Origin of the sequence: Bradyrhizobium barranii subsp. apii, assembly GCF_011516635.5 — a bacterium.
Taxonomy (GTDB): Bacteria; Pseudomonadota; Alphaproteobacteria; order Rhizobiales; family Xanthobacteraceae; genus Bradyrhizobium; species Bradyrhizobium barranii.
On sequence record NZ_CP096255.1, the window covers coordinates 1571709 to 1594478 of the forward strand.

Here is a 22770-nt window from a genome sequence, read left to right on the forward strand (position 1 = left end):
AGTTGGAAAAGGGCCGCTCCGTTTGATACACGGAGGGCATGATGACGACGAAGACGAGACGCAAGATCGACGCGGCACTGAATGCATATTTCAGTGATCGTGAGCAGCGATTTCGCGCGATCATGAGCGCCGAATTCAGACGATCGTGAGCAGCCTCGCTCCGGCCGAGGCGGTGATAGGGTCAGCGTTCTGGCTGCTCGTCAAGGGTGATGGTTTTGGCGTTGCGTTTTCGCATGCTTTCGCCAGCAAGCTGGAGGCGGTGAGCGTTGTGGACGAGGCGATCCAGAATCGCGTCGCCTAGCGTGGGATCTCCGATAACTTCGTGCCATGTGTCCACAGGGAGTTGGCTGGTTACGATGGTGGAGGAGCGGCCATGGCGATCGTCAAGGATTTCCAGTAGATCGCGCCGCTCGGCAGCGGTGAGCACCGACAATCCCCAATCATCCAAAATCAGAACCTGGGCGCGGCCAAGGGTTTTGAGCAAGCGGGCATAACGTCCATCGCCCCGCGCGAGCCCCAACGCTTCGAACAATCTTGGGACGCGGTGATAGAGGACCGAGCGATTATCTCGGCAGGCCTTGTGGCCGAGGGCACAGGCTAACCAACTTTTGCCCAATCCGGTCGCCCCGGTTATGAGCAAATTCTCGTGGCGATCGATCCAGTCGCCGCTGGCGAGCTTGGCGAAGACGGCCCGGTCGATACCCCGCGGCGTGCGCAAATCGACGTCCTCCACGCAGGCATTCTGGCGGAGCGAGGCCAGCTTGAGGCGCGTGGTGAGCCGCCTGGTGTCGCGTTCCGCCGCTTCCCGGTCGACCAGCAGGCCGATGCGATCTTCGAACGGCAAGGCTTCGAGATCAGGCGATCGTCGCTGCTCCTCGAAGGCCTTGGCCATGCCGCTCAAGCCGAGCTCGATCAGGCGTTCGTGGGTGGGATGGTTGAGCATACAGGTCTCCTTGGCTTCAGTGAAAATAATCGCGGCCGCGGATGTTGCCGTGGCGCAGGGGTTGGTGTTCGGAGGGCTCGTCGAGAAAGGTACGATCCAGACCGTTCTGGAGGATGGAGCGGATCGAGGCGACGGATCGCGCCTTGATCAGAATGCCGCGCCGGCAGGCCGCTTCGACGCGCTCCGCGCTGTAGCTTTTGACCAGTGACAGAATGCCGAGGCAGGTGCGAAAGCCTTGCTCGGGATGCGGCCGGGCCGCGATCACGGCCTGGAAGAAGGCGGCGGTCGACGGACCGATCCGCTCGCCGGCGACGATCACTCCGGCGGGCGTCCATTGACCGTAGCGCCGATGGGCGCTGGGCATATGGTCGGCGATGGTGGTGTGGCCCCGCCGGTTGGGCGCGCGGGCGTGGCTGGCGATCCTGCGGCCGTTGTGGAAGATCTCGACCGTTCTGTCATCGATGCGTGCGTCGACAAGCTCACGGATGAGCCGATACGGCGCGGAATACCAGTGTCCATCGATCTCGATATGATAGTCGGGGCCGATCCGGCATCGCTTCCAGCGTGCGAAAGCGTAAGCCTGGTCCGGCAGCTTTGTAAGCTTGGGCTTGTCGAGCTCGGCGAACAGTTCGGCGCGACTGGCGCCAAAGTCGCGCATCTGCCTTGCATTGAGTTCGACGACGAGTGTTTTGATGGCTGCGTTCAGCTCCGCCAACGAAAAGAAGCGTTGGTTGCGCAGCCGCGCCAGAATCCATCGCTGGGCGACTTGCACCGCAACTTCGACCTTTGCCTTATCTTTTGGGCGCCGCGGCCGGGCTGCGAGAATGGCCGTGCCGTAATGGCTCGCCATCTCGGCATAGGTTCGGTTGAGGCCGGGATCGTGGCGGTCGGGATTGGTGACGGCGGCCTTGAGATTGTCGCAGACTACGAATGTCGGCACGCCGCCGAGGAAGGCGAAAAGATTGATGTGGACCCGGATCCAGTCGGCGAGCCCCTCGCTTGGACAGGCCTCGGCATAGGTATAGTTGGAGGCGCCCATCGCCGCGACGAACAGCTTCATCGACTGCACTTCCCCGTTTGAGGGATCGATGACGTCGATGGTGTCGCCGGCGAAATCCACGAAAACCTTCTCGCCGCCCAGATGCGTCTGCCGCATCGAAGGCCGGGCTCGCCCCTTCCAGGCCTCGTACGTCGTGCAGAACCAGGTGTAGCCGAAGCCATCGGGATGGGTGGCGCGATACTCGTCCCACAGCAGCCGACGGGTCACGTTGCGTCGGCGCAGCTCCTTGTCGACATAGCCCCAGTCGGGAACGGCCCGCTGGGGGCTCTGCGACGCAGGCCTCGGCGCCGGGAAAAGCAGCAGCTCCAGGTCCTCGTCGCTCATTCCGGCCGGCAACGGCCAGTTCAGCCCGGCAGCCCCGGCTCGGCGTAGATAGCTGTGCACGGCGCCGTTGCTGATGCCCAAGGTGCGCGCGATGGCTCGCTCCGGCAAGCCTTGAACATGTTTTAAGCGGAGAACCTCTTTGATCCGGCGCATCGACAATCTCTGGGTGGGCATCGGCCTTCCTCGTTCACTGACGAGGCAGTTCCTAAGCCGGTTGAGTTGTCGGCCGAAGCGGGCTGAGTTGCTGAAAAGCTGCTCACGATCCCGCGAAATCCGTGCTCACGATCGTCTGAAATCTCTGCTCACGATCCCCTGAAATCCGTGCTCACGATCCCGCGAAACATGCAACTGAAGGCAAAGATTGCGCTGGAAGCCGTGCGGGAGCAGGCGACGGTGGCCGATCTGGCCCAGCGCTATGAGGTTCACCCGAACCAGATCTATGCCTGGAAGAAGCAACTGCTGGACCAGGCGGCGCGGACTTTGATGTGGGTGCCGGGCGCGAGAGCGAGGAAACGCGCGAACGCGAGATCGAGAAGCTGCACGCCAAGATTGGACAACTGACGGTCGAGCGCGATTTTTAGCGCGGAGGTCCGGAAGATGAGCACGCCGGACCGTCGAGGAATGCTCGATCGCGCGGACAAGGCGCTGTCGATCCCGTCGGCAATGCCTGTTGCTTGGCATCGCGCGCTCCGGGGTCTACCGGCCGCCCCTGTCTTCGGCAGGCTTGATGCCGCCTACAACAATGCCGGCGTCCAGAATGTCGCGGTGGAAGCTGCCGAGTCCACACGGGAGGATTTTGACCGAGTGATTTCGATTAATCTGCGCGGCGTATGGAGTTGCATGAAATTCGAGCTCCGACAGATGCTCAAGCAGGCTATCGGTGCAATCGTCAACTGCTCTTCCATCGGCGGCTTGGTCGCCGGCCCCAAACGCGGAACATACCAGGCCTCGAAGCACGGGGTGCTGGGGCTCACGAAAAGCGCAGCGCTCGACTAGCCGCAAGGGGCATTCGTATCAATGCGGTATGCCCGGGTATCATCCATACGGCAATGTTAGTGTCCGACCGAAAAATAAGTTGAGTGATATCAGCGAGTTCTGATTCCATCGGTGTTGCGAAGCATCAAAGGGATCGAGAATGTGGACTGATATCACCCGGGCACAGTTTGCCCGAGAGGAGCTGCGTTTGCCAAGCGACTTGACGGATGCGGAATGGGGCGTGCTGGAGAGGTTGCTTCCTGTGCGGGCCAAGCGCGGGCGGCGCCCGAAATGGAGCTATCGCGACATCGTCGAGGCAGTACTCTATCTGCTGCGCGGCGGATTGCCGTGGCGCATGCTGCCGCCCACTCTGTTTCCACCAATGACCACGGTGCAGTACTATTTCTACCAATGGCGCGACAGCGGATTGTGGCAATCGATCAACCACGCACTCCTGATGCTGGCGCGCGAGGCGATCGGCCGGGAGGCCTCGCCGACGGCCGGCGTGATCGACAGCCAATCGGTCAAGACCACGGAAAGTGGCGGCCCTCGCGGCTACGACGCGGGAAAGAAGATCAAGGGTCGAAAGCGCCACATCGTCACCGACACCCAAGGGCTCCTGGTCGGAGCGATCGTTCACGCTGCCGACGTCCAGGATCGTGACGGCACGCCAGATGTCCTGTGCAGCGTTCGCTACCGCTTCCCCTGGCTGCGCCATATCTTCGCCGATGGCGGCTATGCCGGCGAAAAGCTCAAGGCGGTGCTGGAAAAGATCGGCCGGTGGACTGTCGAGATCATCAAGCGCTCCGATGCCGCACAGGGCTTCGAGGTGCTTCCGCGCCGCTGGGTGGTCGAACGAACCTTCGCCTGGCTCGGCCGCAACCGCAGATTGGCCAAGGACTTCGAGCGAACCATCGAAAGCGCAACTGCCTGGCTCTTCCTCGCCTCTGTCCAACTCATGACAAGGCGCATCGCAGCGATAAAAACAGCAATGCAATTTTGAGTCAGGCTCTTAGACAAGATGATGGCCACTCAGGCAGACGCCCTCAACGCGATGCTGCAGAACGTTCCCATCGGCCGGCTTGGCCGCCCTGAAGAGATCGCAAGCGCCGTGCTCTGGTTGTGCAGCTCAGAAGCGAGTTTCATGGTCGGTCACGCGCTCGCCGTGGATGGCGGCTATACCATACGTTGAACTGTGGGATCCCCCTCATCAGGGACGATGCCGGAGCGCCTCTACCAACAGCGAAAAGGCTGCAGAGGGTTGGCGTCGGCTGGGATAATACAGATGGTAGCCCGGATACGGAGGGCACCAGTCGTCAAGCACCCGTTTAAGCCGGCCCTTGTTGATGTGTGGTTGCACCAGCCCCTCCGGCAGATAGGCCAATCCCAAACCTGCGAGCGCGGCGTGGAACATCTGGGTCGTGGTGCTGAAGAACAGTTGGCCTTCGACGCGAACTTTCAGTTCGCGTGAGCCCTTGCCGAACTCCCAGGCGTACAAGCCACCATGGGTCGGCAGACGCAGATTGATGCAATTGTGCTCAACCAAGTCTTGCGGCTTCTTCGGTACGGGCTGATTTTTGAAATAAGACGGAGCGCCGACCACGGCCATGCGTGCATCCGGTCCGATGCGAACGGCGATCATGTCCTTCGTCACCTGCTCGCCGTCCCGCACCCCGGCATCGAAGCGCTGCGCGACGATATCCGTCAGCCCGTAATCGCTGACGATCTCGACCTTGATGTCCGAATTTTCGCGAAGCAGCTTCGCGAGCTTCGGCAGGAGTACGGCGTCGGTGGCGTATTCGGTGGCCGTGATGCGGATCGTGCCCGAGGGTTTTTCCCGAAGGTCGCTCAGGGCCGCAAGCTCCCCTTCGATCTCCTCTATCCTCGGGCTGACGTTACGCAGAAGGCGCTCGCCGGCAGCCGTGGGCGACACGCTCCGCGTAGTGCGCGTCAGCAGGCGCAGCTTGAGACGGGCTTCGAGCTCCTTGATGGTGTAGCTGAGCGCCGACTGCGACACGCCTAGTTTCGCCGCTGCCTTCGTGAAACTCCCCTCCCGGGCGACGACGAGAAAGACCGAGAGATCGTCGAGATTGCCACGCCGCATTTATCGATCCTGTTGATAGGTCTATCCCGATTATAGCGTCTAATCCCTATAGATGCGCGCGCTAAATTAGGAACAGCGATTACCGAAGCGGAACACCCCGCGACGTGACGGAGTTCGGCCAATGGACGGGGCGGACACACTCTTGCGGCTTTGCGGAGGCGCTCCGGCGCCGGCGCAGCATGCCTTCACCCGAAGGAGCGTTCTCTCGGCCGGTGCCGCATTGGTGACGCTGATGCCGACGCCTGCGGCATTCGCATGCGCTGCGACATTGAACGAGGAATGGAACGATGGACATCAAACGCAATGGCTCGCGGCCGTCCGGCAAAGGTCCCGAAGCATGGTTCAGCGGTAGCGTCCGGGTGGATCCGCTGTTTCAGGTGGGCGACCCGACACGCATCAGCGGCGGTCAAGTGACCTTTGAGGCAGGTGCCCGAACCATGTGGCACACCCACCCGCTCGGCCAGACTCTCATCGTCACGACCGGACTTGGCTGGGTGCAGAGCGAGGGTAGCCCGGTCGTGGAAATCCGCCCCGGCGATGTCGTCTGGTTTCCGCCTGGCGAGAAGCATTGGCATGGCGCGACACCGACGAATGCGATGACGCACATCGCCATCACGGAATCGCTCGACGGCAAGAATGTAGAGTGGATGGAAAAGGTCAGCGACGATCAATACCACAAGTGACCATGTGCGCGGACACCTCGCTGCGTCGACGCGTCCGGGCGCGAATCGGCCGCGGGGGCGACCGTCAAACAAGGAGATTTAGTATGCAAACGCGCAAGCTTGGCGATCTTACCGTCTCCGGCCATCGGCCTGGGCTGCATGGGCCTCAACTACCATCGGGGTCCCGCTCCGAACCGCGCCGACATGATCGCGCTCGTCCGGGCCGCTGTCGAGCGCGGCGTCACCTTCTTCGACACCGCCGAGGTCTACGGCCCGTTCACGAACGAGGAACTCGTAGGCGAGGCGCTGGAGCCGTTCCGGAGGGACGTCGTCATCGCCACCAAGTTCGGCCACGACCTTGATACCGACGGACTCGACAGTCGCCCCGAACGCATACGACAGGCCGTCGAAGGCTCGTTGAAGCGGCTGCGGGTCGAGGCGATCGACCTGCTGTACCAGCATCGGGTCGATCCCGACGTTCCGATCGTGGACGTCGCCGGCGCGGTGGGGGATCTCATCGCCCAAGGCAAGGTCAAGCACTTCGGCCTGAGCGAGGCTGGCGCCTCGACCATCCGCCGCGCCCATGCCGTGCAGCGGGTCGCGGCGGTCCAGAGCGAATATTCGCTCTGGTGGCGCCAGCCCGAGAAGGAGGTGCTGCCGGTCTGCGGCGAACTGGGGATCGGCTTCGTCCCCTTCAGTCCCCTCGGACGGGGATTTCTGACAGGCAAGATCGACGAGACCACCACGTTCGGTGGCAACGATAACCGCGCGAGCCTGCCGCGCTTCACTCCCGAGGCGCGCAAGGCTAACCGTGCTGTGGTCGATTTGCTGGAACGGATCGGCGCGCAGAAGCGCGCCACGCCTGCGCAGATCGCGCTGGCCTGGCTGCTGGCGCAGAAGCCGTGGATCGTCCCGATCCCTGGCACGACCAAGCTCGGCCGCCTCGATGAGAACATCGGCGCGGCCGCGATCGAGCTTACGCGCGAGGACATTTGCAACATGGATGCCGCCGCCGCGAAGATCAAAATCGTAGGCGACCGCTACCCGCCGCAGAGGCCGAGCGCGCGCAGCGCTGACTGCACGCGTGCCGGAACGACGAACATACAGGAGAGCTACCATGAAGATCTCATTCGAAGGAAAGGTCGCGCTGGTGACGGGCGCGGCGTCCGGTTTGGGCCACGCCATGGCAAAGGCTTTCGCGGAATCGGGAGCCTCCGTCGCGCTCGCCGACTGGAACGAGAGGGCAACGCACGCTGCGGTCGACGAACTGATCGCGCAAGGCGATAAAGCCATAGGTATTCGGTGCGACGTCTCGGATGACGCGCAGGTCGAAGCCATGGTCGCGGAGACGGTCGCAGCCTTCGGAAGGCTCGACGCGGCCTATAACAACGCGGGAGTCCAGAACGTTCTGGCCGAGACGGCCGACACGACCCGCGAGGATTACGACCGCGTCATGGGCATCAATCTTCGTGGCGAATGGAGCTGCATGAAGTTCGAGTTGCGTCGGATGCGCGAACAGGGAAGCGGGGCCATAGTCAATTGCTCATCGCTTGGTGGACTCATCGGCGGCGCCGAGCGCGGCATCTACCACGCCGCAAAACATGGGGTAATCGGATTCACCAAGAGCGCGGCTCTGGAATATGCGGCTCGGGGCATCCGTATCAACGCCGTTTGCCCCGGACTTATCCGGACGCCGATGTCCGATCAAATGGTTGCGGCCGGACAAGGCGACGAGCTCAAGGCCATGGAAAAGAGCATTCCGATGGAACGGGTCGGCCGGCCCGAGGAGATTGCAAATGCGGTCCTCTGGCTCTGCAGCGACGCCGCCAGCTACGTCACCGGCCAGTCGATTTCCGTGGACGGCGGCTTCATAATGCGCTGACAAAGTCGCTGAGAGTCATTTTCGAGGGATTCAGCAGGCGATCTGCAGGTTGCCATCCGCTTCTGCCCGTAATGCCCGACCGGCGCCGGCCCAGAAGCGTTGCGGACGGCCAGGCCACTGTGATTCAAGTTCCCAAACTGGGGACTCGAATGTAAGCGTAGCGCCGAGGCCCGTCTGATTGTTTGTGCGGAGTCTTGAGAGCACCGTTAGAAGAGTCATCTTCTGGAAGGGTGCTCACAATGGACGACCATTCTGACGACATAAGACGACCGTTGTCACCGCGTATTGAAGTGTTCGCTGGCGCAGGTCGAAAGCGCTGGCCGGATGATTTGAAGGCGCAGATTGCGGCGGAAAGCCTCGAACCGGGGGCGGTTGTAACAGACGTCGCTCGTCGCCATGGCTGCCGGCCCCAGCAGGTGCATGATTGGCGGCGCCGGGCGCGTTTGGGCCAGTTGGTATTGCCGGCGTCGGCGGACACGCTGTCGTTCGTGCCGGTGGTGTCGGAATTAGCGTTGCCTGCGGCCGCAGAGCCCTCCGGTTCGCCGGAAGCAGCCATTGTTACGGTTGAGTTCCAGGGCGCGCGCGTGGAGGTGCGCGGGGCGCCTGGCCTTGCTGCGTTGAGCGATGTGTTCATTGCGCTGCGACGGACACGTTCATGCTGACGATGCCGGCGAGCCTCATGATCTACGTGGCGACGCAACCTGTGGACTTCAGGAAGGGTGCAGAGGGCTTGGCGCTGCTGGCGAAGGATACGCTGGGCCATGACCCGATGAAGGGCGTGGCGGTGGTGTTCCGTGCGAAGCGCGCCGATCGGGTGAAGATCGTCGTCTGGGATGGCAGCGGCCTTGTGATGTACTGGAAGCGGCTCGATGGCAGCGGCTTCAAATGGCCACCCATCGTGGCCGGTGTGATGCGGATGAATGGGGCCCAGCTGTCAGCACTGCTGGCCGGCATGGATTGGACGCGCATGCACGCGCCTCGGATCCCGCAGCCGAAAGCGCTTGCGTAAAAATGCAAATCATCGCTGCATCGTGACGCGAAGCATGGCAAGCTCGGGCCAATGAGTGATTTGCCTGATGAGCTACCGAGCGATCCAGCCGAGTTGCGTGCCTTTGCCGCGGCTCTGCTGGATCGCTGCGCCCGGCTCGAGCGGTTGCTCAAGCTTGCGAAAGATGCGCAGTTCGGTCGGTCCTCGGAAAAGCTGGACGCTGATCAGCTGCAGCTTGTTCTGGAGGATATCGATCAGGCCGTTGCGGCTCTCGAAGCCGCCGAGAATCGTGCCAATCCCAAAACAGGCGAGAAGAGAGCTGCCGCGCGCAGAGCCAACCGTGGTCAGCTGCCGGAGCATTTGCCGCGCGTCATCGAGACTATGATGCCGGCCGAGAGCTGCTGCCCGTCTTGTAAGGGCAACCTCTTCGAGATTGGTCAGGATGAGAGCCAGAGGCTCGACGTCGTTCCGGCGCAGTATCGCGTCATCATCACCCGCCGTCCCAAGCTGGCCTGCCGCGCCTGTCATGGCGTCGTCCTGCAGCACGCGGCTCCCGAGCGATTGATCAGGGGAGGATTGCCCACCGAGCGGCTGGTCGCGCATGTGATCGATGCCAAGTATCACTGGCATTTGCCGCTTTACCGCCAGGCGCAGATGCTGGCGACGCACGGAATAGCGCTGGATCGTTCCACGCTCGCCTTCTGGGTCGGCTATGCCGCCCAGGAATTGAAGCCCGTGTGGCATCGTCTGCGCCAGCTTCTGCTCGCCTCCTCGAAGCTCTGTGTCGATGAGACCCCGGCGCCGGTGCTGGATCCGGGGCGCGGCAGAACAAAAACCGGCTACTTCTGGGCGCTGTCACGCGATGACAGGCCTTGGGCCGGACCTGATCCGCCTGGGGTAGTCTATGCCTATGCACCGGGCCGCGGCGCCGTTCATGGCTTGCGGCTGCTGGAGGGCTATCGCGGCATCATCCACTGCGACGGCTATCAGGCTTACAAGACCATGACCCGAGAGACGCGTGCGGACGCCCTGTCCGGGACGCTCGCCTTCTGCTGGTCGCATCTGCGGCGCCAGTTTGTGAAGATCGAGCGGGAGGCTGCGCCTGCGCCAGCTCCGGTTGCCCGCGAGGCTCTTGAGCGCATCGCCCAGCTTTACGCGGTCGAGAAGGCCCTCCGCGGCCGATCTGCGGACGAGCGCCGTGCTGGCCGACAAGCGCATACCCGGCCTCTGGTTGCAGCCTTGAAGCAGTGGTTTGAGGCCAAGCTCGATCACCTTGCGCAGAAGAGCGACACGGCGAAGGCTTTGCGCTATGCACTACGTCATTGGGACGGCCTGACGCTCTATCTTGATGATGGGCGCATCGAAATGGACACGAATGCTGTCGAGCGTGCGATGCGACCGATCAAGCTCAACGCCAAGAACTCTCTTTTTGCCGGTTGCGACGAAGGCGCCGGGAATTGGGCATTGCTGGCTTCGCTCATTGAGACCTGTAAGCTCAATGGCGTCAGTGCCGAGCACTGGCTCGCTGACGTTCTCGCCAAGCTCGTCAATGGTTGGCCTGCAGCGCGACTGGACGAACTGCTTCCCTGGGCGTCGACCTATACGATGCATACACGCGATCCGAGGCTGGCGGCATGAGCCTGAACACGACCGCGGTCCGGATCAAGGTGACCCTCAAGGATGTGAAGCCGGAGGTGATGCGTCGCCTTGTCGTACCCGTCACCCTGCGCCTTGATCGGCTGCATCTGACGCTTCAGGAGGCATTCGGCTGGACGAACAGTCACCTCTTCGAGTTCTTTGCTGGTGAGGCACATTGGGGGATTCCCGACCCCGACAATGATTACGGTCACCAGCCCATGGATGCCCGCAAAGCGCGGCTGTGCGATACGTTCGCGAGACCGGCGCCAAGACGATCCACTATCTCTATGACTTCGGCGACAGCTGGGACCATGTGATCAAGCTCGAAAAATGGTTCGAGAACACCACGACGGAGGGGCTTCCCTTCCTGCTCGAGGCCGCCGGTCGTTGTCCTCCGGAAGACGTCGGCGGTGCGCCAGGCTATGCCGAATACCTCGCCGCCATCAGCGACCCCGCCCATCCCGAGCACGGACACATGCGCCTCTGGGGCCCGGAGCGGTTCGATCCCAACGTCGTCGACCGGAAGGCACTCGAAGCCGCCGTCAACGCGTTGTCCGACACAAGGAAGCCGCGGCGACGCGCCACGCGAACAAAATAGGCGTCAAGCGCCATTCAAAAGGGCCGCAGAGCTACGCTTACACTCGAATCATGCGCTACGAACTCGCCGACTATGAATGGGCTGCCATCAAGCCGATGCTGCCCAACAAGCCGCGTGGCGTTCCTCGGGTAAATGACCGTCGTGTCCTCAATGGCATCTTCTAGGTCTTGCGATCGGGAGCACCCTGGCGTGACCTGCCGGAGGCGTTTGGCCCATACACGACTTGCTACAACCGTTTCGTGCGCTGGCGACGGGCCGGTGTCTGGGGCCGCATCATTGACGCACTTGCCTCTGCCCATGATGCCACTATCCAGATGATCGACACCTCCAACCGAAAGATCGCACTTCACAAGATGTTCGTCTTCGATGTCGAAGAACGGTAAGTTCGCCAACGCGCCAGTACGTCACTCGGAAGACGTTAAGCAGGGCTTACTTCAATCGATTTGCGGGCGTCCGGCAGCGTTTTGAGCCATACTCTCAAATCGTCGGGCAGGATGATCGTACGCCTCCCGTGCTTCTTGCCCTTGAGATCACCGCTGCTGATCGCCTCGCGAATCGAGGTCAGCCCGATCCCGGTGAGGGCGCTTGCCTCCTCTGGCGACACTGACAGCCGTTCCGAGAGTGATATCTTTTCCTTCTGGCCGAACTCGTTCATCACTTAAGCCCCTTGTCGTTTGCGGGCCACAACGGCGCGGCTAGTCGCATCGCCCTGTCCTCGACCTAGGACAACCTCACTCCTCCTTTGCGTAGCTTGTACAGCCACCATTAAAGAGCGCATCGGAAAACGTCATCATCCCCCACATGATGCAACCGGCCGTGCCGAAGCAAAATGGATGTCAAAAGTGCGTGGCACAATTGGATACCAAAGCGAAAGAAAGGAGAGGTTCTCGCTTTCTAATTTCTTCGCCCCTATCAGCCGTATCTGCTGAGAGAGGCACACCATCGGACCAGCATATAGAGCCAACTGACGGAGAGTTGCGCCTCAATGCGGCTGTGCTAGTACGCCCACTCTCGAATCGAGGAGCTAAAAGTGGCGAAGAAGGCAAAGAAGACAGCTACGAAGAAGAAACCTGCGCGTCGCGAATACACAAAGGCTGACGTGAAGGAGCTGCGCGCTCATTCTAAAGCGAAGACCCCGGTTGCAAAAATTGCGAAGCTCACAAAGCGCTCCGAAGGCTCACTCCGCCAAAAGGCGCTCAAGCTTGGAATCGGGCTCGGACACCAGCGCTAGAAGGCGGCATCATGACGCTCTCGACCAGAACGTTGTTGCAAATCATCTGCGTCCTCGTCGTTGTTGTCGCAATGAAGTTGTTGAGTGCTCATTATGACTTCAGCTGGGCAGCCGCAGTTGGCGGTTGACTAAAAGAACACCCTGGAAGGTTGAGCCGAAGCCCACCTATTCTGGTGCGAAACTGGTGCTGTGACGCATCACTCAGGTGGAGGCCAATATCGGCAACCGCAGGTCTCTCGCGTGAAGCAGCTGACTCTTAATCAGCGGGTCCCAGGTTCGAGCCCTGGTGCGCCCACCATACAAATCAAGACCTTAGCGAGAGAAACCGTTTGAGAAGGCCGGACTAAAACGGTTTTTCAAACGGTGTTTTGTGGGTAAGCGCGATTTTCTTCGCACGCCGGCGGTTTTGATGGATTGCCCTGGTATCGGGCGATACCGAGCCGTTCAGGCAGTGGCGGCTTTGTGGAAGTTGAAGGGCAGCAGGTCTGTAATATCGGCGTCGCCGGCGCGCTGAGGCAATTCGGTGAGGACGTGGCGCAACCACGCTAACGGCTCGACACGTGAGGCGCGGCAGGTCAGCATCAGGCTATAGACGACGGCACTGGCCTTGGCTCCGTCCACGGTATCGCTGAACAACCAACTCTTCCTGCCAGTTGCAAAAACCCTGATGTCGCGCTCCAGAAGATTGTTGTCAATCGGCATGCTGCCGTCCCCGGTGTAGCGCGTCAGATATTCCCATTGGTTTCGGGTGTAGGATACGGCGTCGCCGAGCTTGCTGTCAGGCAAGACCTTCGGGGCCATGTCATCGAGCCATACTTTGAGAGCATTGAGGATGGGGACACTATGTTGCTGGCGGAAGCGGCGAATGCAGTAGGCCTGTGTTTCACCCTTCTCCGGTATTCCGTCCCACGCCCGCCTTTCAACCCGGTAGAGCTGTTCAAAGAACCGCAGCGCTTGCTCGGGCGGACCGCCGCCCTTCTTCCTGGCTTTGAGGGCATCGACAAAGCGCCGCCGGGAGTGGGCCATGCATCCAATGTGGGTGGCCCCTTCCAGCGTGCGCCATGCGGTATAGCCGTCACTCATTACAATGCCACGGTAATCGCCGAGGAAGGCTTGCGGGTGGATTTGGCCGTGGCCCGGCTGATAATCCAGAAGAACGATCGGCTCGTGGCTGCCCTTGCCGCTGCGATAAGCCCACATGTACGATGTGCTGGTGGCCCGTTTGTCCTTCTCCTTGAGGACCTGAACCGTTGTCTCGTCGCCATGGATGAGAGGTTGTGATCTGAGCCGCAGCTTCAGGGCGTCGTAGATGCGATGCAGATGCTTCTCGCTCGAGCCAATCACCCAGTGGCCCAAAGCGCCGCGGCTGACAGGAACACCTGCACGTTCGAAGGCCTGCGCCAGGCGGTAGAGCGGCGTGCCATCGACATATTTGTGAACCAGCGCGAACGCCAGCGTCGAGGGCGTGGCAACGCTGCCCGGCAATGGTTGCGGCGGCATCGGCGCGGTCACGACAGGGGCGTGGATCCCGGTGCGATCGCTATGGCGGCACGCATATTTGAAGCGCACATTCTGTAAAACCTTCGCCTTCACCTCGATATGAAGTTGCTCGGTGACAGCCTCGCCCATGCGATGCATCTGGCCACGGCAGCAAGGACACGCCTTCTGATCGTCGGACAGGTCATACTCGACGCGCTCACGAGGTAGGTTCCCCGGCAGCGGCTTGCGGCCGCGCTTCTTTCCCATTGTGTTTTCGACGGGTGGCAAGCCCGTGTCCGGAAGTTCGGCGATATTGTTCGTTTCACTGCCGGCGTCCTCCTCATCGGAGGCCTGCTCGGCTTCATTGAAGAGACGATCAACATGCTTTTCGCTGCGCGGCGCAAAACGATGCAGGCGTGCCAGCGCCAGTTCTTCCTCGAGCTTGGCGACGCGGTCGGCGAGTTGATGGTTCTCCGCCTGCAGCGCAGCAATGCGTGCCAACAGCACTTCAACACTCGGATCGCCGGTTCGATTCATCGAATTCTTGAATCTGAACCGTACCGACGCGTCAACCGCTCAACTCGAGAGCTCAGCCGGCAACCTGATATTGCCGCACCGGATGGCGGACCATCGCATCGATATCGATGCCGTCAAGGATCCAGTGCAATTGCTCCGTCGTCAGCGTGACGATCGCCTCCTGGCGGCGCGGCCATCGGAACCTGTCTTCGGTCAGCCGCTTCAGGACCAGTACAAAGCCGGACCGATCGAAGAACAGAAGCTTCATCCGGTCGCAACGGCGATTGCAGAACGCAAAAACCGCCGGAGTGAATGGATCGAGCGCCATCGTCTCCTGGACCAGGACCGCAAGGCTGTTGATGCCAGCCCGGAAGTCGATCGGCTCACGGTGCAGATAGACCTGCAGGTCATCGCCCAGTCTAAACATCGCCCAGCGCTCCGATGATCGCCGTCAATGCATCCACATCGCCGCATTCCAGCGCGAGCTTCACGCCATTCGGCAGCGACACGCTCACTTTGGCCGGAGAACAAAAAGCTGGAGTCCCTTTGGGTTCCGAACCACGCACTTCATCGTAAGCCGGCAAATCAACCGTCGCCACGCTGTCTTTTCGCGACAGGTCCCGCTCGGACTTCCCCTCAAGCTGAACCGGGATGAACGCCGGGCGTGAGGACGGCGGCAGCGACCTGGTCGCGCTGTGCTTCTTGATCCACTTCCGAAGGAGGTTCGCGTTGACCCCATGTTCGAGTGCAAGCCTCGATACCGAAACCCCAGGCTCAAGGCAGGCCGCGACAAGACGCTCTTTCGATGCCGCCTCGTAGCGCCGGCGACCGTTCCGGCCGACAAGCCTGACCCGCAGTTTCTGATCATCGTCGCTCATCACAAGGTGTCCACCTATTTTGGTGGACACCTCATGCATCAGGACTCTCAAAAGCAAAAGGTGCGGAGAAATTCGCGCTTACTTTTGTGGCAGCCGGCGGCCCATCTACTCCCGACAATGTGATTGGCAGGCTCGCGCCTTGAGTGCCCTATCAGCCTCTCCGCATGCTTTCGCATCTCTGCTAACGGTCGTCGACAGTTCCCAAAATCCTCTTCGGCAGCGACTATTGTTTCGCGACGCGGGAGGCCGTTCCGCTTACCATTGGAGGCGTAAACGCCAACTTAGCATTCGGGGAAGAAGACCTCGTGGCCATCGCGAGTGGGAACGCGGCACGCCTATTCCCGCGGCTGTTGGTGCGTACAAACAAGTATTCGGAGTGAGACAGGCATGATCTTGACAAAGGAGCCAGACTTTCGCCTGGTGACAATTCGCCGTGGCGGCACTCTGACTGACGATGACCATTGTCACTTAGCCCATTACGCGGCGACCTGCGCAGAACACGTCCTTCCGTTTTTCGAGCGTGTCAGGCCAGATGATGAGCGTCCCCGCAGGGCCATTGAGCTAGAGCGGGCATGGGCGCGGGGCGAGGTCAAGATGATGGAGGCGCGTGCAACTGCATTCGTCGCGGATGCCGCGGCGAAGAACGTGCCGGAACCGGCCAAATATACTACGCTCGCGGCCGGACAGGCCGCGCCGGTGGCCCATGTGGCGGCGCACGCATTGGGGCGGCGGCCTACGCGATCCGTGCCGTGCGGGCGGCCACTCCTGATGGAGAGGGCGAGGCGGCCGGCCGCACGCATTCGACCAACGGAAGGGTCGAAATATCGACAAACCAGCAACGCGCTGAGTTCGCGATCGCAAACTGGACATGTTCGCACACACGAATTCCATTTTCACACGTAGCTAAATTGGTGGGTTTTGGTCTAGGAAGGTCGAAAATGCGTTATATCTCAATGGGGATTGACTGACACTCTCTCCGCCATCGCGTTGTCTTCCAGCGTATCGGACCGTTTCGACGGCTGGCGGCTAGTCGGTGGGCCGCGCGACACCGCCATAGCAGCCTGTCCTCCGACGTTCCTCCTAGTCACCGCGCAAACCGTAGCCTGTAAGCGTAGGGTCGGCGGAGGAGATCAAAACGATCAAAGCGCGGGCAAAGCTCACGCCGATCGAGGTTGAATGCAGAAAGGGAAGTGCCGCCAATTGGTTAGATCGCTACCTGAACAGAATGTCGGTATCGGTGGTTGCGCCTCCAGGATTTGAAGGGACTTAGCGCGGCGAAACTCGATCGAGGCGACCGATATTAACCAGCCTGATGACGGGCAGACTCATGCCTGCGCTCCTCCCTTGATCGGCATCACCTTCTTGGGATCGAGCCAGTGGTCGATCCGATCAGCCCAATGCTGCATCAGCTTCGTGCGCGAGCCGATCAGCGCGAGCGGTCCGTGCTTCTTGTACAGACCTTCCACAGTAGAGTTATCGAGATGCGCGAGCTGCAGCTCAACGACATCGCCGTCGGGGATGTCCCGATCGCTGTTGAACTACGTCGGGTCGACGTTGCCGGAATGAATATTACGCAGCCCTCGTGACGTGGGCAACGGACTTGATTGTCATGCGATCGTGGTGAGCTTGAAGGGCCGCACGCAGAACCGACAATTGCTTATGCGCCTTCAATCGTCGGAAGCCCTTGTTGGCCTCGATCATACCGGCCGCGACCCATCGCAAGGCCATACCGGCATCCCGCCAGCGTTTAACGTTGCGCGTGACGCGGCGAATGGTGCCCATCATGTTCTCGGCGATATTGGTACAGGCGAGCGATCGGCGAAGCTCCTTCGGCAACTTCAACCGGACGACAGTCAGGATTTCGTCGAGGCCTTCGAGGATACTGGCCGCAACGCCGGGCCATTGCTGGTCGAGTCGACGCGCGAGATTGCGGATCAATTTTTCAGCCTTGTCGGCGTCATCGAGCTCCCAGGCCTGGCGCAGCACCCGGCGGGTGGCCGCATGATGCTCTTTCGGCAGGCGTTCCATGATGTTGCGCGCCTTGTGGATCTGGCAGCGCTGGATCGCAGCGGCCGAACCGAAGGTGCGGCGGATCGCCTTCGACAACGCCTTCGCGCCGTCGGCGATGAACAGTCTTGGCACCGTCGGGTCGAGCCCGCGCGAGACCAGGTTGTCCAGCAGGGCCTGAACCGTTGCTGCATTCTCGGTCGCCCCTTCCACCAGCGCCAGCGGATGCTTGTTGCCTTCGCCGTCAACCCCGATCGCGGCCACCAGCACGAGATCGTCGTCGAGATGCAGCCCGTCGATTTGGACCACCAGAAGGTCGAGCGCGGACAGATCGGCAGCCATGAAGTCGGCCAGCCGCGCCGCCGACAGAGCCACGAACCTCCGCGAGGCCGCCGACTTCGAAATCCCCGATCCGGGCGGTGCCGGCACGTCACCCTCGGGCAGCCGGACGGCGCGGCCGAACCGGCGCGTCGACACATTGATCAGCATCAGGTTCATCGCCCAGCGACCGAGCCAGTCCTCCTGCGCCGCCGTTTCCCAGCTCGGGATCGTGACCTCGCGGCCGTCCATGCCCCGGACCCGCGGGCGATCGACCTCGATCTTGCCGCCGTGGAAACCGATCCGCCCCCGCGTTCGGCCCCAACGGTGCGCCCGCCGCGCCGCATCACGACCGTGGCGCGGCCCGCAGGCCGCTGTCACATCCGCCTCCATCATCGTGCCGAGCGCCTCGATTCCTGCCGCAAGGCAGAACCGATCGAAGCTCGCTCGCACTTCCGCAAATGATTTCTCCACAGCCCCGGTCGCCGGCCAACCAGCCGGTGTGATATCTCTCGTCATGGCGTTGCTCTCCTTTGTGGAATCAGCACCCCGAGCCTACCGGCTCAAGGTGGGCAACGCCGACCTCTTCAGAAATTCAACAGAACCCGGGACATCCCCTCGCCGTCCCATGCCTTGGCGTCCTTGATCTCTTCGTGGTGAGACAGGGTCGAGAACGTGGTCCGGAATCCGTGGGCGCAATGATCAGTCTTGGTGTCAATGCCAAGCAGCCGCAAGCGCTTGTTAAGCGTGTTGTTTGATAGAGGCCCGTCCTTCGAGCAGGAAAACACGTAGCGGCGATGGCCGGTCAGCGTCTGGGCGCTGCGCAGGACTGCGAGTGCCTGTCGGGACAAAGGCACGACATGGTCCCAACCGGTCTTCATCTTGGTGGCTGGAATAGTCCAGCGTTCGGCATCCCAATCGACTTCGCTCCACTCCATTTCATTGACCATGCCTGGGCGAGGAATGGTCAGCGCATCGAAGCGCAAGGCAAGGCCAACAACGTCACCAAACCTCGCTCTCGTCCAGGGTGCGCTGACGAGTTTGAAGACGCGCGTCACATCACGTGGGTCGGTGACGCCGGGACGCGGCGTCGAAATGTTCGCAATCATCTGCCCATTCAGGTTACGGAATGGGTTGTAGCCGTCTCCTTCGACATCGGCATAGTCGCAGATTTGTTCACCGATGCTGCGCACGCGGTCGCGCGTTTCCAGCTTTCCCTCGGTTTCGTATGAACGCATGAACGCGAGAACGTCCGGACGCTTGATGTCCAGCCTAGATAACTTGCCGAAGCGAGCTTTGACGTAGCCGACACGCAGCTCAAGCACCTCAATGGTCTTGGGATCGCGCACCGCGACGATCCTGCCGCGTTTGACTTTTTCGATTTTCTTCTTCGCGAGCCACTCGTCGGCCCATTGCCCGAACGAGCGGGCGGCCGTCTGCCGGTGCTTGTCGAGCTGCTTCTCTGTGCTCGGGTCTTTGCCTTCTTTGAGCAGGTCTTTGGCCTTGTTACGCTCTCGCCGCGCGTCGGCGAGCGAGAACGTGCCATCCTTGCCGTTGCCGTAAGGGCCGATGGAGTAGGTTTTCCGACGGGTGTGGAAGCGGTAGTCCATCCGCCAGAGCTTGGAGGCAGCCTTGCCGGGCTCGCTCTGGTCGGGTGTGACGAAGAGATAGAGACCGCCGCCGGTCACGTCGGAGATCTTTGCGGGGCTCCACGTGCCGTTGTCGAATTTCGGTCGCGCGGCTCGGCAGTCGACGTCTGTCTTGATCTGCTTGGGGTTGGCGCACCCGCCATCGTTCTTGCCGGCCATCAGCTCAAAATCCCTTCGTCCGGAGAAGCGAAAGTCGCCGCGAACGTTTGTTCTAGATACCGACAAAAATACCGACAAATCGGGCGGCTGGGATCGGATGAGAACAAACGGTGACGAATACCGATGTACGCGGAAAGGCCTATTTTTCAAGGGCTTGGAGCGCTGTGCGGACGGCTGCGGACGCTCGCGAACGGGCCCGAACAACCTAGTTGGTGCCCCTGGCCGGAATCGAACCAGCACTCCTTGCGGAACTCGATTTTGAGTCGAGCGCGTCTACCAATTCCGCCACAGGGGCTCCCGGTCGGCCCCCGGAAAAGGGCCTCGCAAAGCGGGCGGACTATAGCCATGGACAGGGCAGGGTCAACCCGCGCCAAAGTGATCCCAGCCGTTCTCGACAGCCGCCTGGGCCGGGGTTAGAGCCTTAGGAAAGCGACCCATCCGGAAGAGGCTGCCGTGACGACCCAGAGTGCCGCAATACCTGCATTCAGGCCGGCTGGGACCGGTCCCGCGCTGACCGCCTCGGTGCTCGTCACGCTGATTGCCGCCGCGACCATCGCCGGCGCCTGGTTCTTCCAACTCGTGCTGGAGATCCTGCCCTGTCCGCTGTGCCTGGAGCAGCGCTACGCCTATTATCTCGCGATCCCGGTCGGTGTGCTCACGGCGCTTGCGGCGCGGAGCGGGGCGCCGCGGCCGCTGTTGCTCGCGGGCCTTGCGATCCTCGCGCTGGCGGCACTCGCCAATGCCGGCCTCGGCACCTACCACTCCGGCGTCGAATGGGGTTTCTGGAAGGGCCCGACCGATTGCTCCGGTCCCGTCATCAATCTCGGCAATGCCGCCGACCTGCTGTCCAAGCTCGATACCGTCAAGGTGGTGCGCTGCGACGAGGTGCAGTGGCGCTTCCTCGGTCTCTCGCTCGCCGGCTACAATGTGCTGATCTCGCTGTTGATGGCTGCGATCGCGGCGTGGGGATTTTTGCGGACGGCGAAGCGCTAGGCAAGCTGCCGCAGGGTGGGCAAAGCGACTTGTCCGCCGTAGCTCGAAGAGCGAAGGCGTGCCCGCCATTTTTAGCGATATTGCGGGAGCATGGTGGGCACGGCGCTAGCGCGCCTTTGCCCACCCTACGAGACCGGAGCTCCGCTACGACTGCGGCGCTTCGCTAATCATCCACATCGTCCTGCGTGCGGCCGAACAGGTGCACGATGCCCGGGGTCGCGATCGTCACGAACACGAAGCGCGACAAATGATGGGCGCCGACGAAGATCGGGTCGATGTGCAGCGTGAGCGCGAGCGCCAGCATCGCATCCATCGCGCCCGGCGCAAAGGCGACGACGACATCCGATAATTTCACCTGCGTGGTGAGTGCGACGATGCCGACGAAGATGGCCGAGACGGCGATGGCCACGGCAAACGAGCCCAGCGCCGCATGGATGTGGCCGGCGAGCGTCTTGATCCGCATCCGCGCGAAACGGCTGCCGATCAGCGCGCCGATGCCGATCAGCGCCACGCCGCGCACCCAGTTCGGCAGGCCGCCCTCGACCCAGCCTGCGCCATGCAGCACGCTGGAGGCGATCATCGCGCCGAACATCCAGCTCGCCGGAAACTTGATCAGCCGCAGCAGGAGCGCCGCGGCCAGCGAGGCCGCGACCAGCTCCACGAGCTCGAACGGCGAGGCGATCGTCGTCGTCAGCGACGGCGCGACGGAGGGCGCCACGCCCGCGAACGCGAGCACCATCGGCAGCGCCGCGGTGAGGATGATGACGCGCAGGGTCTGCACCACCGCGATGCCGGGCAGGTCGGCGCCGCGCTCGACCGCCAGGATCGTGATCTGCGACAGCGCCCCGGGCTGCCGGCAAGGAAGGCCGAGGTGCGGTCCCAGCCATGGATGCGCTGGAGGTAATAGCTCGAGCCGAAGGTCGAGCAGAAGGTCGCGAGCGCAAGCAGGCCGATGGTGAGGGGATAGGCGCTGACCTGTTGCAGCAGATGGCGCGAGACGACCGACCCCAGTGAAATGCCGAGCAGCACCAGCACGGTCTGGGTCAGGATCGGCGGCAGTGCCAGCTGGCGGCCGGCGATCGCGGCGATCCCGACCGCGATCATCGAGCCCGAGATCAGTCCCCCGGGAAGTCCGGCGACCAGAAACACGAGGCCGCCGGCGGTGCCGATGACGAGCGTCTCCACCGTGCTCAAGATCTTGGCACGGCTTGGCCATTCGAACGGCAGGGAGGCGGTGATTTGCTTCACGCCACCTTATCGCAAATCAGCGGGAGGCACACAATTGCAGCCTCGTCATGCCGCAATGCGCGCGCCTCTCACGGATGCTCGCAAACCGTAGTGTGACGGATTTACTTCTTGTCGGCGGCGGGGGCGGCGGTGCCGGCCTTCGCTTCCTTCATGCATTCACGGCGAAATTTTTTGCGCTCCTTGCCCTTCAGTGCCTTGGCGTCCGCTTGCTTGGAGCATTCGAGCGACTCCGCCGAGCGCTCCTTCGGCGCCTTCTTGTCGGCGACGGGAGCGGCGGCAGTTGTGGTCTTGGCGTCGGTCTTGGCAGCCGGCGCGGCGGTCTGCGCGAAGGCGGTGCCGGTGGCGAGCAGGGAGGTCAGGGCGACGATGGCGAGGCGAGACGTGAAGGTCATGGTGGTGCACTCTTGCGAGATTGCGGAGGGTTGGGAACGTCGGCTCGCCTTGCTGAACGCGACATGAATAATCCGAGCCGGGGGGATCACTATATTTTGGCGGCAGGCGCCATCGCTTCCTTGTCGCGGCCGGGCGGCACGCTAGGATAGCAATCCTCGTTTCGCTTCCGTCGGGGAAGACCAAGGAGGAGGACCAAGGATGACCATTCAATCAAAATTGCTGTGTGCGGTTGCATTGACGGGCTTTGCCGCGCTGGTCGCGAGCGCGCCGGCGCAGGCGCTGACCTCGCAGGAGTGCAGTGCGAAATACCAGGCCGCCAAGAAGGACGGCTCGCTTGGCACAACGAAGTGGAATGACTTCCGCAAGGCCCAGTGCGGAGCGGATGCGACGCCTGCCGCCGCGCCGGCCGCCGCTGCTCCGGCTGCGCCCGCCGCTCCTGCCGAGCCGAAGCAGGCGAAGAAGGAGGCGGCCCCCGCTGCCGCGCCAACCCTGCCGGCCGGACCCGCGATCTATCCGAATGCGGTCGATCCGAAATACGCCAAGGAGACCGCCGGCAAGGCGCGCCTCCACACCTGCGTCGATCAGTACAATGCCAACAAGACCACCAACGGCAATGGCGGCATGAAGTGGATCGAGAAGGGCGGCGGCTATTACAGCGAGTGCAACAAGAAGCTGAAGGGCGCCGCCTGAGCTTCGACATGATGCGATGGCCGGAGCAAAGCTCC

24 protein-coding genes, 1 tRNA gene and 5 pseudogenes are annotated in these 22770 nt (G+C 62.0%); 17 read left to right on the plus strand and 13 right to left on the minus strand.

What is annotated here, in order from left to right:
• Nucleotides 1-181: 181 nt before the first annotated feature.
• Nucleotides 182-943, minus strand: a complete 762-nt coding sequence (gene istB / locus HAP41_RS07415; RefSeq protein ID WP_166063422.1) for an IS21-like element helper ATPase IstB — start codon at nucleotides 941-943, stop codon at nucleotides 182-184.
• Nucleotides 944-959: 16 nt separating this feature from the next.
• Entirely contained in the window at nucleotides 960-2501 is a 1542-nt protein-coding gene (gene istA, locus HAP41_RS07420) for an IS21 family transposase (RefSeq protein WP_166065845.1), read from the minus strand.
• 168 nt (nucleotides 2502-2669) lie between these two features.
• On the opposite strand from istA, the gene HAP41_RS07425 reads away from it, so the two are divergent.
• The 4 genes and pseudogenes from HAP41_RS07425 to HAP41_RS07440 form a co-directional block, all read left to right on the plus strand.
• Nucleotides 2670-2888: a transposase gene (locus HAP41_RS07425; protein WP_166103956.1), complete on the plus strand. Its 219-nt coding sequence runs from the start codon at nucleotides 2670-2672 to the stop codon at nucleotides 2886-2888.
• A 153-nt stretch (nucleotides 2889-3041) separates the two neighbouring features.
• Nucleotides 3042-3382, plus strand: a pseudogene (locus HAP41_RS07430) (SDR family NAD(P)-dependent oxidoreductase); the annotation flags it as partial.
• 80 nt (nucleotides 3383-3462) lie between these two features.
• On the plus strand, nucleotides 3463-4305 hold the full coding sequence (locus tag HAP41_RS07435) for an IS5 family transposase (protein ID WP_166103217.1): 843 nt from the start codon (nucleotides 3463-3465) through the stop codon (nucleotides 4303-4305).
• Nucleotides 4306-4368: 63 nt separating this feature from the next.
• Nucleotides 4369-4494 (plus strand): annotated as a pseudogene (locus tag HAP41_RS07440) (SDR family oxidoreductase); the annotation flags it as partial.
• Between the two features lie 18 nt (nucleotides 4495-4512).
• Here the strand turns inward: HAP41_RS07440 and HAP41_RS07445 are convergent.
• A complete protein-coding gene (locus HAP41_RS07445; RefSeq protein ID WP_166103950.1) occupies nucleotides 4513-5406 on the minus strand; it encodes a LysR family transcriptional regulator in 894 nt (297 codons plus the stop codon).
• Nucleotides 5407-5693: 287 nt separating this feature from the next.
• Between HAP41_RS07445 and HAP41_RS07450 the strand changes: the two genes are divergently transcribed.
• The 9 genes and pseudogenes from HAP41_RS07450 to HAP41_RS07485 all read left to right on the plus strand — a co-directional run.
• On the plus strand, nucleotides 5694-6089 hold the full coding sequence (locus HAP41_RS07450; protein ID WP_166103947.1) for a (R)-mandelonitrile lyase: 396 nt from the start codon (nucleotides 5694-5696) through the stop codon (nucleotides 6087-6089).
• A gap of 83 nt (nucleotides 6090-6172) precedes the next feature.
• Nucleotides 6173-7115 (plus strand): annotated as a pseudogene (locus HAP41_RS07455) (aldo/keto reductase); the annotation flags it as partial.
• A 70-nt stretch (nucleotides 7116-7185) separates the two neighbouring features.
• Complete coding sequence (locus HAP41_RS07460; RefSeq protein WP_166103944.1) at nucleotides 7186-7950, plus strand: SDR family NAD(P)-dependent oxidoreductase; 765 nt, start codon at nucleotides 7186-7188, stop codon at nucleotides 7948-7950.
• Between the two features lie 239 nt (nucleotides 7951-8189).
• Nucleotides 8190-8612: an IS66-like element accessory protein TnpA gene (gene tnpA, locus HAP41_RS07465; protein ID WP_166055731.1), complete on the plus strand. Its 423-nt coding sequence runs from the start codon at nucleotides 8190-8192 to the stop codon at nucleotides 8610-8612.
• The gene (tnpB, locus tag HAP41_RS07470) at nucleotides 8606-8959 is read left to right on the plus strand and encodes an IS66 family insertion sequence element accessory protein TnpB (RefSeq protein WP_166065968.1); all 354 of its coding nucleotides are present in this window, start codon (nucleotides 8606-8608) and stop codon (nucleotides 8957-8959) included. Before tnpA (HAP41_RS07465) ends, tnpB (HAP41_RS07470) begins: the two co-directional genes overlap by 7 nt.
• Before the next feature lie 51 nt (nucleotides 8960-9010).
• Nucleotides 9011-10576, plus strand: coding sequence for an IS66 family transposase (gene tnpC / locus HAP41_RS07475; protein WP_166055670.1), 1566 nt, complete (start codon nucleotides 9011-9013; stop codon nucleotides 10574-10576).
• On the plus strand, nucleotides 10573-10893 hold the full coding sequence (locus HAP41_RS49985) for a plasmid pRiA4b ORF-3 family protein (RefSeq protein WP_256478584.1): 321 nt from the start codon (nucleotides 10573-10575) through the stop codon (nucleotides 10891-10893). Before tnpC (HAP41_RS07475) ends, HAP41_RS49985 begins: the two co-directional genes overlap by 4 nt.
• Nucleotides 10818-11174 (plus strand): plasmid pRiA4b ORF-3 family protein, encoded by a 357-nt coding sequence (locus tag HAP41_RS07480; protein WP_256478585.1) that lies wholly within the window; start codon nucleotides 10818-10820, stop codon nucleotides 11172-11174. The genes HAP41_RS49985 and HAP41_RS07480 overlap by 76 nt, the downstream gene beginning before the upstream one ends.
• 50 nt (nucleotides 11175-11224) lie before the next feature.
• Nucleotides 11225-11506 (plus strand): annotated as a pseudogene (locus HAP41_RS07485) (transposase); the annotation flags it as partial.
• Nucleotides 11507-11592: 86 nt separating this feature from the next.
• On the opposite strand, the gene HAP41_RS07490 reads toward HAP41_RS07485, so the two are convergent.
• Complete coding sequence (locus HAP41_RS07490; RefSeq protein ID WP_166103939.1) at nucleotides 11593-11829, minus strand: helix-turn-helix domain-containing protein; 237 nt, start codon at nucleotides 11827-11829, stop codon at nucleotides 11593-11595.
• Between the two features lie 375 nt (nucleotides 11830-12204).
• Here HAP41_RS07490 and HAP41_RS07495 point away from each other — a divergent pair, with 375 nt between their 5' ends.
• Nucleotides 12205-12405: a hypothetical protein gene (locus tag HAP41_RS07495; protein ID WP_166103936.1), complete on the plus strand. Its 201-nt coding sequence runs from the start codon at nucleotides 12205-12207 to the stop codon at nucleotides 12403-12405.
• 444 nt (nucleotides 12406-12849) lie between these two features.
• Here the strand turns inward: HAP41_RS07495 and tnpC (HAP41_RS07500) are convergent, their stop codons facing one another.
• The 3 genes from tnpC (HAP41_RS07500) to tnpA (HAP41_RS07510) are packed head-to-tail and all read right to left on the minus strand — an operon-like array spanning nucleotide 12850 to nucleotide 15278.
• A complete protein-coding gene (gene tnpC, locus HAP41_RS07500) occupies nucleotides 12850-14421 on the minus strand; it encodes an IS66 family transposase (RefSeq protein WP_166103933.1) in 1572 nt (523 codons plus the stop codon).
• A gap of 52 nt (nucleotides 14422-14473) precedes the next feature.
• A complete protein-coding gene (gene tnpB / locus HAP41_RS07505; RefSeq protein WP_166073804.1) occupies nucleotides 14474-14827 on the minus strand; it encodes an IS66 family insertion sequence element accessory protein TnpB in 354 nt (117 codons plus the stop codon).
• A complete protein-coding gene (gene tnpA / locus HAP41_RS07510) occupies nucleotides 14820-15278 on the minus strand; it encodes an IS66-like element accessory protein TnpA (protein WP_166073826.1) in 459 nt (152 codons plus the stop codon). The genes tnpB (HAP41_RS07505) and tnpA (HAP41_RS07510) overlap by 8 nt, the downstream gene beginning before the upstream one ends.
• A 387-nt stretch (nucleotides 15279-15665) precedes the next feature.
• On the opposite strand from tnpA (HAP41_RS07510), the gene HAP41_RS50700 reads away from it, so the two are divergent.
• Nucleotides 15666-16181 (plus strand): putative immunity protein, encoded by a 516-nt coding sequence (locus tag HAP41_RS50700; RefSeq protein WP_414643365.1) that lies wholly within the window; start codon nucleotides 15666-15668, stop codon nucleotides 16179-16181.
• Nucleotides 16182-16603: 422 nt separating this feature from the next.
• On the opposite strand, the gene HAP41_RS07515 is transcribed toward HAP41_RS50700, so the two are convergent.
• The 4 genes from HAP41_RS07515 to HAP41_RS07530 all read right to left on the minus strand — a co-directional run bounded on the left by HAP41_RS07515 (nucleotide 16604) and on the right by HAP41_RS07530 (nucleotide 19706).
• Entirely contained in the window at nucleotides 16604-16744 is a 141-nt protein-coding gene (locus tag HAP41_RS07515) for a hypothetical protein (protein WP_224580924.1), read from the minus strand.
• 103 nt (nucleotides 16745-16847) lie between these two features.
• The gene (locus tag HAP41_RS07520) at nucleotides 16848-18122 is read right to left on the minus strand and encodes an IS256 family transposase (protein WP_166064748.1); all 1275 of its coding nucleotides are present in this window, start codon (nucleotides 18120-18122) and stop codon (nucleotides 16848-16850) included.
• A gap of 68 nt (nucleotides 18123-18190) precedes the next feature.
• Nucleotides 18191-19411, minus strand: a complete 1221-nt coding sequence (locus HAP41_RS07525) for a tyrosine-type recombinase/integrase (RefSeq protein ID WP_224580923.1) — start codon at nucleotides 19409-19411, stop codon at nucleotides 18191-18193.
• 210 nt (nucleotides 19412-19621) lie between these two features.
• A tRNA-Leu gene (locus HAP41_RS07530) sits at nucleotides 19622-19706 on the minus strand.
• 158 nt (nucleotides 19707-19864) lie between these two features.
• Here HAP41_RS07530 and HAP41_RS07535 point away from each other — a divergent pair.
• Entirely contained in the window at nucleotides 19865-20404 is a 540-nt protein-coding gene (locus HAP41_RS07535; protein WP_166103928.1) for a disulfide bond formation protein B, read from the plus strand.
• Nucleotides 20405-20567: 163 nt separating this feature from the next.
• Here HAP41_RS07535 and HAP41_RS07540 read toward each other — a convergent pair.
• Nucleotides 20568-21652: pseudogene (locus tag HAP41_RS07540) on the minus strand (AbrB family transcriptional regulator).
• 101 nt (nucleotides 21653-21753) lie between these two features.
• Complete coding sequence (locus HAP41_RS07545; RefSeq protein ID WP_166103925.1) at nucleotides 21754-22044, minus strand: PsiF family protein; 291 nt, start codon at nucleotides 22042-22044, stop codon at nucleotides 21754-21756.
• A gap of 199 nt (nucleotides 22045-22243) precedes the next feature.
• Between HAP41_RS07545 and HAP41_RS07550 the strand changes: the two genes are divergently transcribed.
• Nucleotides 22244-22735 carry a hypothetical protein gene (locus HAP41_RS07550; RefSeq protein WP_063985822.1) on the plus strand — a complete coding sequence of 164 codons (492 nt, stop codon included), beginning with the start codon at nucleotides 22244-22246 and terminating at the stop codon, nucleotides 22733-22735.
• Nucleotides 22736-22770: the final 35 nt, after the last annotated feature.

Bases quoted from the DNA above. Each gene is read 5' to 3' on its own strand.
- istB (WP_166063422.1), bottom strand. From the start codon at position 943: ATGCTCAACCATCCCACCCACGAACGCCTGATCGAGCTCGGCTTGAGC.
- istA (WP_166065845.1), bottom strand. From the start codon at position 2,501: ATGCCCACCCAGAGATTGTCGATGCGCCGGATCAAAGAGGTTCTCCGC.
- HAP41_RS07425 (WP_166103956.1), top strand. From the start codon at position 2,670: ATGCAACTGAAGGCAAAGATTGCGCTGGAAGCCGTGCGGGAGCAGGCG.
- HAP41_RS07435 (WP_166103217.1), top strand. From the start codon at position 3,463: ATGTGGACTGATATCACCCGGGCACAGTTTGCCCGAGAGGAGCTGCGT.
- HAP41_RS07445 (WP_166103950.1), bottom strand. From the start codon at position 5,406: ATGCGGCGTGGCAATCTCGACGATCTCTCGGTCTTTCTCGTCGTCGCC.
- HAP41_RS07450 (WP_166103947.1), top strand. From the start codon at position 5,694: ATGGACATCAAACGCAATGGCTCGCGGCCGTCCGGCAAAGGTCCCGAA.
- HAP41_RS07460 (WP_166103944.1), top strand. From the start codon at position 7,186: ATGAAGATCTCATTCGAAGGAAAGGTCGCGCTGGTGACGGGCGCGGCG.
- tnpA (WP_166055731.1), top strand. From the start codon at position 8,190: ATGGACGACCATTCTGACGACATAAGACGACCGTTGTCACCGCGTATT.
- tnpB (WP_166065968.1), top strand. From the start codon at position 8,606: ATGCTGACGATGCCGGCGAGCCTCATGATCTACGTGGCGACGCAACCT.
- tnpC (WP_166055670.1), top strand. From the start codon at position 9,011: ATGAGTGATTTGCCTGATGAGCTACCGAGCGATCCAGCCGAGTTGCGT.
- HAP41_RS49985 (WP_256478584.1), top strand. From the start codon at position 10,573: ATGAGCCTGAACACGACCGCGGTCCGGATCAAGGTGACCCTCAAGGAT.
- HAP41_RS07490 (WP_166103939.1), bottom strand. From the start codon at position 11,829: ATGAACGAGTTCGGCCAGAAGGAAAAGATATCACTCTCGGAACGGCTG.
- tnpC (WP_166103933.1), bottom strand. From the start codon at position 14,421: ATGAATCGAACCGGCGATCCGAGTGTTGAAGTGCTGTTGGCACGCATT.
- tnpB (WP_166073804.1), bottom strand. From the start codon at position 14,827: ATGTTTAGACTGGGCGATGACCTGCAGGTCTATCTGCACCGTGAGCCG.
- tnpA (WP_166073826.1), bottom strand. From the start codon at position 15,278: ATGAGCGACGATGATCAGAAACTGCGGGTCAGGCTTGTCGGCCGGAAC.
- HAP41_RS50700 (WP_414643365.1), top strand. From the start codon at position 15,666: ATGATCTTGACAAAGGAGCCAGACTTTCGCCTGGTGACAATTCGCCGT.
- HAP41_RS07520 (WP_166064748.1), bottom strand. From the start codon at position 18,122: ATGACGAGAGATATCACACCGGCTGGTTGGCCGGCGACCGGGGCTGTG.
- HAP41_RS07525 (WP_224580923.1), bottom strand. From the start codon at position 19,411: ATGGCCGGCAAGAACGATGGCGGGTGCGCCAACCCCAAGCAGATCAAG.
- HAP41_RS07545 (WP_166103925.1), bottom strand. From the start codon at position 22,044: ATGACCTTCACGTCTCGCCTCGCCATCGTCGCCCTGACCTCCCTGCTC.
- HAP41_RS07550 (WP_063985822.1), top strand. From the start codon at position 22,244: ATGACCATTCAATCAAAATTGCTGTGTGCGGTTGCATTGACGGGCTTT.